This is a genomic window from Citrobacter sp. S-77 (genome assembly GCF_963864895.1).
Lineage (GTDB): Bacteria > Pseudomonadota > Gammaproteobacteria > Enterobacterales > Enterobacteriaceae > Citrobacter > Citrobacter murliniae.
Window position 1 is genome coordinate 710,505 of the sequence record NZ_CAWLWU010000002.1, and the last position, 11,804, is coordinate 722,308.

An 11,804-nucleotide genomic window follows, 5' to 3' on the forward strand; every position below is an offset into this window, starting at 1 on the left:
CATTGTTGCTGTTTTGACCGGCACAAAAAATCAAAAGCCATGGGCATTCCTGTGGCTTGTACTTCTCGCTCGTAGCGCTATCCGGTACACTGCATCTTGTCATTTACATTCATGCTGAAGGATATCCTCATGTACCAGGATCTTATTCGTAACGAACTGAGCGAAGCGGCGGAAACGCTGGCTAATTTTCTTAAAGATGACGCCAATATTCACGCCATTCAGCGCGCGGCGGTCCTGTTGGCAGACAGTTTTAAAGCGGGTGGCAAGGTACTTTCCTGCGGTAACGGCGGCTCCCATTGTGATGCAATGCACTTTGCCGAAGAGCTAACCGGGCGCTATCGCGAAAACCGTCCCGGCTACCCGGCTATCGCTATCTCTGACGTCAGCCATATCTCCTGCGTCGGCAACGATTTCGGTTACGATTATATTTTCTCTCGCTATGTCGAAGCGGTGGGGCGTGAGGGTGATGTCCTGTTAGGTATTTCGACCTCAGGTAACTCTGGAAACGTGATTAAAGCGATTACCGCTGCTCGCGAGAAGGGCATGAAAGTCATTACCCTGACCGGGAAAGATGGCGGGAAAATGGCGGGTAGCGCAGATATTGAAATTCGTGTCCCGCACTTTGGTTATGCTGATCGAATTCAGGAAATTCACATTAAAGTGATTCATATCCTGATTCAGCTTATCGAAAAAGAGATGGTTAAATAACTATACCCGTCATACTTCAAGCTGCAGGTGCGTTGGCTGCACTCAGAAACCCCAGTCACATAGTTATCTATGCTCCTGGGGATTTCCTCCCTTGCCGCCTACCTGCAACTCGAATTATTTAGGGTATAGGAAGCGGTTTTATTTGCTACTTTGAATCCAAACTGGCTGCAACAATTACGCCTTCCCGCTTTAAGGCGTTTGTGGAGGTGATGTATGTGCGAACTGCTCGGGATGAGCGCTAATGTGCCAACCGATATCTGCTTTAGCTTCACCGGGCTGGTTCAGCGCGGCGGAGGTACCGGGCCGCACAAAGATGGCTGGGGTATTACGTTTTATGAAGGTAAGGGCTGCCGTACGTTTAAAGATCCGCAACCCAGCTTTAATTCGCCTATCGCCAAACTGGTACAAGACTATCCCATCAAATCCTGTTCCGTCGTTGCCCATATTCGCCAGGCAAATCGTGGTGAAGTCGCGCTGGAAAATACGCACCCTTTCACACGTGAACTGTGGGGCCGCAACTGGACCTATGCCCATAACGGGCAGCTTAGTGGTTATAAGTCACTGGCAACGGGGAATTTTCGCCCGGTCGGTGAAACCGACAGCGAGAAAGCCTTTTGCTGGCTCTTACATAAACTGGTCGAACGTTATCCTCGTACGCCTGGTAACATGGCGGCAGTGTTTAAATATATTGCGGTGCTGGCAGGGGAACTACGTAAGAAAGGCGTCTTCAACATGCTGCTGTCTGACGGGCGCTATGTGATGGCCTTCTGCTCGACCAATTTGTACTGGATTACCCGACGTGCGCCATTCGGTGTTGCTACGCTGCTTGATCAGGATGTCGAAATTGATTTTAGCTCGCAGACCACACCTAATGATGTGGTCACCGTGATCGCCACTCAGCCGCTGACGGGTAATGAAACCTGGCAAAAGATCATGCCAGGCGAGTGGGCGCTATTTTGTCTCGGGGAGCGTGTAGTTTGACGCCAATTGTGGCTGAACCACTTCGTGACTCAACGGCTTGCTGACAACGTAACGGCCATCGACGACTGACACTGTCGGTGGCTTACGTGTTTGTTCAAAGTAATCGTATCCCGGTTTTAGCTGCGTCCAGAAATCTTTGTAATACGAAAACTTATGGCGCTGCATATTCGCGTCGGTCATACGGAACGGGTAAATGCTAACCTGAACGCTGGACTGCCCGAACACCAGAGCACCGGTCACAAACTGGAAAATCTCATCAATGCCGTTGTCGGTCATTGCGTAACAGCCGACGGAAACGCAGGCACCATGGATCATCAGGTATTTACCTTCGTAACCATGAGCACGATCGTAGGCGTTGGGAAAGCCAATATTAATCGCTTTATAGAAGCGACTATCCGGCTTGAGCTGACCGCGCTGTACGCTGTAAAACCCTTCCGGACTTTTAAAATCACCCTGACGCTGTTTTGGTCCCAAGCCACCGGAATAGTTACAGATCTTGTAACTGTCGAGCAATTGATACTGTTCACCCATCTTAACGTACAGATCAAGCGTTCGTTCTTCTTTGAAGATCTGAATATAGACAGGAGATCCCATCAATTGCTGCTTATATTCTTTGCTGATTGGCGTGGTCGGGCTACTGCTGCTCAGCAAACCGGCAAATGAGACGCACGGCATCAAAAGCATCGCAAGAAAAAATGCGATTTTACGCATACTGCTTGTTCCTTGATAAAACGGTTACACACGCCAGGACGGCAAAAAGAGTCCCCAAATCAGAAAAATCTGGATTTGGAGCGCTCACATTAGCACCAAGAAAGTTTTTCGCAAGTCTCTCGTGAGGCGTTTACACCTTATACTGAAAATTGGGATTAGAAGCAGTCAGACACTGACCTATTTTGTTGGGGCGCGTAATACGTGGAGCAAGCAGAATACATCAACGCTAATATATTGAATTAATAATATTAATTATTTAATAATCAAATATTAAAACGGTTCGATCGGCAATAGCAGTAGACTGCGACGAACGTGTTTGACCAGGTAATCTTTTTTTCATGTTTTTTGCATCCTCTCCCCGACGCTTTTTGCCGGGCCTGCTGTCTTTGTGTGTCGTGTTTTCCGTATCCTCAGCAGCCAAAGTTCAACCTTCCTTATCCGACGCGCACTTAAGCTATGCGGCGCAATTGCGTATGCGTAACCGCACCCGACTGCTGAAGCAGTATCATACACAGCTAAAAAAGCAGGCGGGTTACATTGTGGAAGGAAACGCAGAAAGCAAAAGAGCACTACGCCAGCAAAACCGTGTTCTGATTAAACAGCACCCGGAGTGGTTTCCTGGTCCGCTTAAAGCCAGCGACCATCGCTGGCAGGAACTGGCAGAGAACGACCATTTTCTCAGTAGTGATCACTTGCACAATATCACTGAGGTGGCGATTCATCGTCTTGAGCAGCAACTGGGCAAGCCTTACCAATGGGGGGGGACCAGCCCGGATGAGGGGTTTGATTGTAGTGGGTTGATTTTTTATGCCTACAATAAAATTCTGGCGGCGAAGCTACCCCGCACCGCAAATGAAATGTATCACTATCGCCGGGCGACCATTGTCTCTCATCGCGATATCCGTCGTGGCGATTTGCTGTTTTTTCATATTCACAGCCAGGATATTGCCGATCATATGGGCGTTTATTTGGGGCAGGGGCAATTCATTGAATCACCGCGTACGGGAGAAACCATTCGGGTCAGCAATTTAGCCGATCCTTTCTGGCAGGATCATTATCTCGGCGCCCGCCGTATTCTGACGGAAAACACTATCCTGTAATAAAAAAGGCGGTATTTTCATTACCGCCTGGGGAATCGTTAACTCAACGCTCCCATGATTTTTAATTCCAGTTCATCCGGGACTTCGTTGTAAGACAGCACCTGTAAGCCTGGCGCAAATAGCCGTGCGTAGCGGGCGAGCAGAGGGCGTAATTGTGGGGCGACTAACAGCACGGGTTCTTTACCCGCCGCTTTCATTTGCTCTTTAATCTGCGGCATATTGGTCTGGAACTGATTGAGCATATTCGGATCGACCGGGACGCTGTCGAGCATCACTTTGCCGCTTTGTTGCGCCTGATTGACCACATTAGAGAGCAAATTCTCCAGTTCATTATTGAGCGTATAGACAGCAAGCTCATCTTTACGGATAAACGGGTGTGTGATGCTGCGACGCAGCGCCAGACGTACATCAGCCGTCAGCAGAATGTGATCCTTCGTCACGGCACTGCTGGCGACCAGTACGGTGGCAATGGTGACGATATCGCGTAAGGATACCCCTTCGATTAGCAGCGTACGATATACCTTCAACAGCTGGCTGTAATTCAACGCCGTATTAAGATCTTCTGCCAGGCGTGGTGCCATCGATGACAGGCGGTTATGTAACTGAGTAATATCGTCATAGTTAAACAGGTCAGGGATATGCCCGCGAATAACCTTATTCACATGGGTGGCAATAACGCTGGCGCTATCGATCACCTGATACCCCATATTTAAAGCCTTTGCTTTTTGCGCAGCCGCAATCCAGGTAACGGGCATTCCATATGCCGGATCGTGTCCTAAAATGCCGTCGATCTCGCCATAGGTTTCGCTGGAGGGCAGCGCCATCAACTTATCCGATGGAATATCCGCCTCATCAGCTTTAATGCCATTGATGAAAATAGCGTATTGCGTTGGTTTTAGCCTGAAGTTTTCACGGATGCGAATTTCTGGCAGCAAAACGCCATTACTGTCTGAAATAACCTGCCGCACACCGCGAATTCGTTGGGTAAGAGGATTCCCTTTTGATTTATCCACCAGCGACACCAGCTTATACCCCAGACTCAGGCTAATGGGTTCAATTAAAGGAATCGTCTCCCAGCTGACCTGTTGCTCGGTGGTTTCGGCAATGGTCTTGGTCAGCGTTTCGAGATTTTTCTCTTCGGTCTCAGCAACCTTCGGGCGTTTGCTCATGCGCCAGGCGGTGAACCCCAGCAGGGCGCTGAAAACCAGAAACGGAAAGTGGGGCATGCCCGGAACAATCGCCAGCACAAACATAATGCTGGTGGCGGTATAAAGGACGGATGGGCTTGCCAGCAACTGGCTGCGCACGTCAGTAGCAATATCGCCACTGTCGCTCACGCGTGTCACGATAATCGCCGCAGCCGTTGACAGCAGCAGAGATGGGATTTGTGCGACCAGACCGTCACCGATAGTCATCAGTACGTATTGCTGGAATGCCGCTTCGGCACTTAAGTCATATTTAAATATCCCAATACAGACGCCGCCTATCAGGTTGATGGCCAGAATCATCATCCCGGCGATGGCGTCTCCACGGACAAACTTAGACGCGCCATCCATTGCGCCATAGAAATCGGCTTCTCCCGCCACGTCCTTACGTCGAATTTGCGCTTGTGCCTGGTTAATTAATCCTGCGTTCAGATCGGCATCAATCGCCATCTGCTTACCGGGCATGGCATCCAGCGTAAAGCGAGCCGAAACTTCGGAGATACGTTCCGCACCTTTGGTGACCACAATAAAGTTGATGATCATCAGGATGATGAACACCACAAAACCGACCACAAAGTTACCGCCAATCACCACCTGTCCAAAGGACTCAATGACTTTACCGGCGGCACCTGCTCCCATATGACCATGGAGCAAAACCACACGTGTTGACGCCACGTTCAGCGTCAGTCGCATCAGTGTGGTGATCAGCAGGACGGTTGGAAACAGGCTGAATTCGAGCGGACGTTTCGCAGAAACAGCCACCAACAACACCATTACCGCCAGCACGATGTTAAAGGTGAACAGAATATCCAGCAGGGCGGGAGGTAATGGCAGGATCACCATCGCCAGGATGGACAGGATAACCAGCGGCACGCCGATATTACCGTTGCGCAATAGCGCGAGGAATTGCTTAGTTGTTTTCGGCATCCAGTTTAAGAACCTCTTTAGGAATGGAAATATGTCTGTTCAGTGATGGGCGTGCCTGTGAACCGTCACGCCAGTGTTTCATTTGCAGTACGTAGGTCAGGACGTGTGCAATCGCCCGATACAGTTGAAAAGGGATTTGTTGATTGATCTGGGTGGTGTAATAAACAGAGCGCGCCAGTTTTGGAAATTCAACAATTTCGATCTTGTTTTCTGCTGCCACCTGACGGATATACAATGCAATTTCATCGGTCCCTTTCGCGACAACGAAAGGGGCGGCGGCACGAGCCTGGTCATACTGGAGGGCCACGGCGTAATGTGTTGGATTAGTGATCACCACATCGGCTTTTGGAACCACTTTACGAATTTGACCCATCGCCATTTGACGCTGTAGACGGCGGATCCTGGCCTTAACTTCTGGCTTACCTTCCTGATTTTTGTACTCTTCTTTAATTTCCTGCTTGGTCATCTTCAGTCCTTTGAGGAACATTTTTTTGCTCAGAGGAACATCAAGCAGGGCAAAGAAAATAAACAGGATGACAAAGTTGCGCATCACGCTGCTATAAAGCGATAACCCTTCGGTAATGGCCTGCTTAAAGAACAACTCCTGTAACCCAAGGAACGCTGCGAAATTGTTGCGCAGGCTAATCCACAACATCACGAGCAGGACTAATGCTTTCAGCGTCATTTTTCCAGTATCAATAAGGTGGTCCGTTGAAAACAGGCGACCGATCCCTTTCAGCGGGCTTAGTTTGCTGAAGTCTGGCAAAATTTTCTTCGGTAGAAATAGCCATCCGCCGGGCACCAGTGAGGCAAACAGGGCGGCGACGGGCATGGGGAGTAGCGTCAGGATGAATTTCCCTAAAATCAGTAGATGATGCTCAAGAAATTGCCCGATAATGTCTGGATTATTAATATCTTGTGCATACTGATGCACGCTGGTGAAGCTTTCGCGCACGAAATCTTCATACCATGGGAAACTACTGGAAATCACCATAAAGGCGGCAAAAAGACTGGCAGCAAGGCCCATGTCTTTTGAACGCGGAATTTGACCCTCTTGTCTGGCTTTGCGAAGTTTTTGCGACGAGGGTTTTTCTGTTTTTTCTTCGCTGCCGTTATCCGCCATAGTGCCCCTTCAGCGCGTCGAGCTGTTGCAGAACAAAATTCGCCAGATGCAGATAGTGATCGGGCAGGTTGTAAAGCAAAGTGGCAAAACACACCAGGCCGGCCAGCATGTTGATGGGGAAGCCTAACGAGTACAGGTTTAATGGCGGGGCGATGCGGTTAAGCAAACCAAAGCAGCCTTGTACGACCAGCATAATAAACGTGGTCGGGAGTGCGAGCAGCGTAGCTGCAGCTAACACCCAGCCCAGCGCCAGAGAAATTGTGCGTAACGACTGCGGATGCAGCGCATTGCCAATTGGCCACCAGGTAAAACTCTTGAACAGAATACTCACCAGCAATAGATGCCCGTCCATGGCAAAAAACAAAATCACGGCGTAAATGTTGATCATTTCTGCCAACACCGTGGTTGACGCGCCGCTGCTGGGATCGTTCATCACGGCCATACTCATCCCCATATTGAATGAGAGGATCTGACCAGCCAGCTGGAGTGCCAGAAATAAAAACTGCAGCATCAGGCCGAAAAGCATTCCCCACAGGATCTGCTCCACGGTTAAAATAATGCTGTTTATCGACAGCAGACTGTCGGGAACGGGATGAGGGACCAACGGCGTGATGATGAAGGCCAGCATCAGCGAAAGAATAATGCGCACGCGGATCGTCAGTGCTGCGTTATCCAGTACCGGCACATAGCGAATAAACGCCATAATGCGCACGAATGGAAACCACATGCCCAGTATCAGGCTGCTTAACTGTGTGATGTCTGTTTCGCGCATTTCAATGCACCAAAATGGCGGCCTGAGTGAACAGATGAACGCAGAGATCGCTTAACTGGACGATCATCCATTTCCCGCAAATACCCAGTACGGCCAGGGTGACAATCAGTCTGGGTAAGAAACTGAGCGTTTGTTCATTAATCTGTGTTACCGCCTGGAAAATGCTGACCAGGATACCCACCAACAGGCTCGGAACGACCAATACGCAGACTAAAATAATCACGACCTTTATACCGCTGGCGACAATATCTGCTGCTACATCAATGGTTAACATATCTTATCCCCGTTAGCCCAGACCCAGACCGCGAATGCTGGAGGTGAGTGTGCCAACGGTGAGCGCCCACCCGTCAATAAGCACGAAAAGCATGAGCTTAAAGGGCAGGGAAACGATCAACGGAGAAAGCATCATCATCCCCATCGCCATTAATACGCTGGCTACGATCAGGTCGATCACAAGGAACGGGATGTAAATCATGAAACCGATCTGGAAGGCCGTTTTGAGTTCGCTCAGGACGTAGGCTGGCACCACAATAGAAAGATCCTGATCGGCGGCGTTACCTTGCGCATTGGCGATGGTCATGATCTGTGTTATCGCTTTTTTGTTGGTCTGCGCCAGCATAAAGCGCTTCAGCGGCGCAGCGGCAGTGCTTAGTGCGTCAGGGAGCGTTAGCTGATCGTTTTCAAAAGGAACAACGGCGTGATCGTAGATGTTTATCCAGATTGGGCGCATAACCAGCATGGTTAATGCCAACGCTATACCAATAAGTATGCGGTTTGGCGGTGTTTGCTGCAGACCCAATGCCTGGCGTAATAGCGATAACACGATAATAAAGCGTGTAAAACAGGTCATCATGAGTACCAATGTAGGCAGAATACCCACAAGGGTCATCAGAAGCAGAACCTGTATTTTTACGCTGTATTCCTGGCTATTACCGTGAGAAATCACGTTCAGCAATGTGATTTCTCCCCCTTGCGCGCAGGCAAAGGGAGAAAGGATGAGTAATGAGATACCCAGCGTGAGTGTGAGTTTTGACGCGAGTTTCATGGTGCCAGGTCATTGATTTCATGAGTGTTGAATTCAAGGACGCGCAGGCCATACTTTTCGTTGACCACCACCACTTCAGCTTTACCTAACAGGATATTATTTACTTTTATATCCAGAGGTTCGCCGGCGAGTTTATCCATTTCAATCACGGTATCGTCGTCAATATTCAGCAGATCGGACAGCATGATTTCGACGGAAGAGACTTCCAGTGTTAATGTCACCGGAATGCGTTTAAGTAACGTCATCGACTCTGAAAAACGATCTTCTAAACGCGCGACCAGTGTTTCGGTAACTGACGCAGTGGGCGGCGTTGTGGTTTCAGGTGCTAACTCGAAACCTTGCTCTAAAATATCTTCTTGCTTACTCATAGGATTTCTCAGTCTTACTCGTTAACTCGGATAAAAACAGTTTGTCTTTATCTTCTACGATCAGGGCATTAAATAATTCGGATTTCCCGATATAAACAGGGAAGCTATCAGGCATCGCAATAGGTAAAATGTCCCCAGGCTTAATCGTTGTCAGGTCGGCGACATTTAAGGGGATCTCTGCAATCTTTACATTCATGGTCAGCGGTAGCGTATTAATGATTTCTTTGACTAGCGATTTTTTACGCGTTTCAGAATCAATCTTATCGACCTGCTTCTTTTTCTCGCCGTGTTCACTACGACGAATTAAATTCAGAATGTAATCCGTGTGTGAATCGTCCAGTAAGATTCTGAAACTGCAATTCTCATCGTCGCCTAGTATAAAGGTGAGCTGATAGGCCCAATGTGTTTGTACTGTACTGCTGTCGGCTTTGAGTGTGAGTGGAATACCAGAGATGTTTTTATTAAAAATAATATTGCTGATATCCAACGCCAGCCTGCTTTTCAGACGGGTTTCGGTTTTTGTCGGTAGATCATCTTGCGGCGTTTCGTCAGTCAGTGATGATGTCAAACCGTAAAAGTTGCCTAACAGCATTAACAATAACGAACGATCTATATCAAAAGCCAGGTGACCGACCTGAGAAACTAACAACTCAGCACTTTTATTTATAACATCCATTTCACAATGTATTTTTCTGAGTGTTATATTTGTGCGATGCTTTTTCAGGAAATAGTTTCCGAGATGTGATTCAATTGTATCAAAATTACCCGTAAACATAGTCGGCAGACGATGATATGGACGCCCAAGCCGGTTCCCTTCAAGTTTAAAGATCCCGGGTGTTTGACTATATTTCAGCATGGTACACGTTCTCAGCTGTAATTTTGTGGGCGGATGAATTGATATCAAATCCCGCAGTTATTGAAGAAAATACAAATCCATTTAATTTTTTGTTCATCCCTGACGCTATTCTCTTGTTGGAGTTCATTAACGTATGAAATGTTCTAACGTATGAAATGCTCTGCCCACGATCGTCTTTGATGCGGGATTATCATTAGATAGTCTGTCTTCTTCTTCTGCAAGTTATTAATATCCTGATCCTATAATTAAAAAATAATTAATTACGTATTCGTGATGTTCGCCTCTTTCAGACTTAAGCCTTTTAGTACGTTGTGATTGCTTGTTTTTTGATCTACTGGTTTTGTAACTTACTGTTTTTGAATGAATAATGTTTTTATTATCTTTTAATTCATAATTGTTTTCGCCACCAGTGGTAGTATTTTTTTAGGAAAAACCTTATTTGAGCATAGTCTTGGGTAAGACCACGCTTTGAGAGCGCGGTAAAACATGAGCAAGGATGAGATTAAAACACGGTACGGGCGATATCTATATTATTCGATGATTGTGTTTTGGAATGATTTATATATTTCTCGTAATGGACGTTAACTTTACTTCTAAGTGTAAGATAATCATGTTTGAACTTATTGCCGAAGCAGCTTCCAGCATCAATGCCTTTTCACTGGCCAGGCGAATCGCTGCTTTTAATGTTCCTGTCCTTATTCATGGTGAAACGGGAACAGGTAAAGAATGTGTTGCCAAGTTTATACATTCTATTGCGTTTCCGCAGGACCAATGTGCACCTTATATCGGTGTTAACTGTGCCGCTATTCCTGAAAATATGCTCGAGGCAACTTTGTTTGGTTATGACAAAGGTGCGTTTACGGGAGCCGTTGCAACCGTACCGGGGAAAATGGAATTAGCCAATAATGGAACGCTGCTGCTCGATGAGATCGGTGATATGCCTTTAGCACTGCAGGCTAAGATATTGCGTGTATTGCAGGAACAACAGGTTGAACGTTTAGGCAGCAATCGTTTAATAAAACTGAATTTCCGCTTAATTGCCTGTACCAATAAGAATCTTGAAGAAGAGGTTGCTGCGGGGCGATTTAGAGAGGATCTCTATTATCGTTTATCGGTGATTCCTGTGACTATGCCACCTTTGCGTGATCGTATGGAAGATATTATCCCGCTGGCTGAGTCCTTTATTAAAAAATACTCCACGGTTCTGGCTAAGAATATCAAACTCTCTGAATCATCACGACGTGCATTACTCAGTTATGCGTGGCCGGGAAATGTACGCCAGCTAGAAAATGCCATTCAAAGGGGCATGATCCTTAATCGTGATGGGGTGATTTATCCCGATACTTTAGGTCTTCCGTCAATTGAGTCGGATTCCTGGAGCGAACCGGAATGGCATCCTAAACCCAGTTTGCAATTAACTGAAAGCGACAATCTGGGCCAGCATGGTCGCAGTGCGCAGTATCAATACATTGCTGATCTGATGCGCAAATATCAGGGCAATAAAACAAAGATTGCTGATTTATTAGGAATTACCCCGCGTGCGCTTCGCTATCGTCTGGCGTCAATGCGAAAACAGGGAATAGAAATCTTCTCCTGAATCAGTCTGTTGTACATAGAGCGCTTTTTCATTTTAAGAGTAGGTCATGAGCATAAATACGATCACCCCAGCCAGTACGATGCAAACGCAGATGATGCAGGACATGCAGCAAATGAAAACGGTCGCTCAGGCGCCCGTACTCTCGCCGATTCAGATTAACGTTGTTGGCACACCGTCGGCGTCATCTCAGGTTTCATTCAATCAGGTCTTGCAGGGGGCGCTTAACCATGTTGATCAGTTTCAGCAGGTTGCGGAGCAACAGCAAACGGCTATTGAGACGGGGAAAAGCGATGACCTGGCGGGAGCAATGATTGCGGGTCAGCAGGCGTCTTTGTCCTTCTCCGCGCTGGTACAGGTAAGAAATAAAATCGCTTCCGGATTCAATGACCTGATGAACATGTCAGTCTAACG

The 11,804-nt window shown here is 47.6% G+C and carries 13 protein-coding genes; 5 read left to right on the forward strand and 8 right to left on the reverse strand.

Annotation, left to right across the window (positions count from 1 at the left end; all coding sequences use genetic code 11):
• Positions 1-129 precede the first annotated feature (129 nt).
• The gene (gene lpcA, locus AACS05_RS03970) at positions 130-708 is read left to right on the forward strand and encodes a D-sedoheptulose 7-phosphate isomerase (RefSeq protein WP_045440088.1); all 579 of its coding nucleotides are present in this window, start codon (positions 130-132) and stop codon (positions 706-708) included.
• Positions 709-921: 213 nt separating this feature from the next.
• On the forward strand, positions 922-1,689 hold the full coding sequence (locus AACS05_RS03975) for a class II glutamine amidotransferase (RefSeq protein WP_045440090.1): 768 nt from the start codon (positions 922-924) through the stop codon (positions 1,687-1,689).
• Here AACS05_RS03975 and dpaA read toward each other — a convergent pair.
• Positions 1,660-2,400 carry a peptidoglycan meso-diaminopimelic acid protein amidase gene (dpaA, locus tag AACS05_RS03980; protein WP_045440098.1) on the reverse strand — a complete coding sequence of 247 codons (741 nt, stop codon included), beginning with the start codon at positions 2,398-2,400 and terminating at the stop codon, positions 1,660-1,662. The genes AACS05_RS03975 and dpaA overlap by 30 nt on opposite strands.
• Before the next feature lie 338 nt (positions 2,401-2,738).
• On the opposite strand from dpaA, the gene AACS05_RS03985 reads away from it, so the two are divergent.
• Entirely contained in the window at positions 2,739-3,500 is a 762-nt protein-coding gene (locus AACS05_RS03985) for a C40 family peptidase (RefSeq protein WP_045440100.1), read from the forward strand.
• A 38-nt stretch (positions 3,501-3,538) separates the two neighbouring features.
• Here AACS05_RS03985 and AACS05_RS03990 read toward each other — a convergent pair whose 3' ends face one another.
• Genes AACS05_RS03990 through AACS05_RS04020 form a run of 7 tightly spaced genes read right to left on the reverse strand, consistent with a single transcriptional unit; the run spans position 3,539 to position 9,796 of the window.
• Positions 3,539-5,632 (reverse strand): flagellar biosynthesis protein FlhA, encoded by a 2,094-nt coding sequence (locus tag AACS05_RS03990; protein WP_045440103.1) that lies wholly within the window; start codon positions 5,630-5,632, stop codon positions 3,539-3,541.
• Positions 5,616-6,755 (reverse strand): flagellar biosynthesis protein FlhB, encoded by a 1,140-nt coding sequence (gene flhB / locus AACS05_RS03995; RefSeq protein ID WP_045440105.1) that lies wholly within the window; start codon positions 6,753-6,755, stop codon positions 5,616-5,618. The genes AACS05_RS03990 and flhB overlap by 17 nt, the downstream gene beginning before the upstream one ends.
• Positions 6,745-7,527 (reverse strand): flagellar biosynthetic protein FliR, encoded by a 783-nt coding sequence (fliR, locus tag AACS05_RS04000; protein WP_045440107.1) that lies wholly within the window; start codon positions 7,525-7,527, stop codon positions 6,745-6,747. The genes flhB and fliR overlap by 11 nt, the downstream gene beginning before the upstream one ends.
• A gap of 1 nt (position 7,528) precedes the next feature.
• On the reverse strand, positions 7,529-7,801 hold the full coding sequence (locus AACS05_RS04005; protein ID WP_045440110.1) for a flagellar biosynthetic protein FliQ: 273 nt from the start codon (positions 7,799-7,801) through the stop codon (positions 7,529-7,531).
• Between the two features lie 12 nt (positions 7,802-7,813).
• Complete coding sequence (gene fliP / locus AACS05_RS04010) at positions 7,814-8,572, reverse strand: flagellar type III secretion system pore protein FliP (protein WP_045440112.1); 759 nt, start codon at positions 8,570-8,572, stop codon at positions 7,814-7,816.
• Positions 8,569-8,940, reverse strand: coding sequence for a FliM/FliN family flagellar motor switch protein (locus AACS05_RS04015; protein WP_045440114.1), 372 nt, complete (start codon positions 8,938-8,940; stop codon positions 8,569-8,571). The genes fliP and AACS05_RS04015 overlap by 4 nt, the downstream gene beginning before the upstream one ends.
• Entirely contained in the window at positions 8,933-9,796 is an 864-nt protein-coding gene (locus AACS05_RS04020; protein WP_045440116.1) for a FliM/FliN family flagellar motor switch protein, read from the reverse strand. The genes AACS05_RS04015 and AACS05_RS04020 overlap by 8 nt, the downstream gene beginning before the upstream one ends.
• Before the next feature lie 610 nt (positions 9,797-10,406).
• Between AACS05_RS04020 and AACS05_RS04025 the strand changes: the two genes are divergently transcribed.
• The gene (locus AACS05_RS04025) at positions 10,407-11,393 is read left to right on the forward strand and encodes a sigma-54 interaction domain-containing protein (RefSeq protein ID WP_045440118.1); all 987 of its coding nucleotides are present in this window, start codon (positions 10,407-10,409) and stop codon (positions 11,391-11,393) included.
• A 46-nt stretch (positions 11,394-11,439) separates the two neighbouring features.
• Positions 11,440-11,802 carry a flagellar hook-basal body complex protein FliE gene (locus AACS05_RS04030; protein WP_045440121.1) on the forward strand — a complete coding sequence of 121 codons (363 nt, stop codon included), beginning with the start codon at positions 11,440-11,442 and terminating at the stop codon, positions 11,800-11,802.
• The last annotated feature ends 2 nt before the right edge of the window (positions 11,803-11,804 follow it).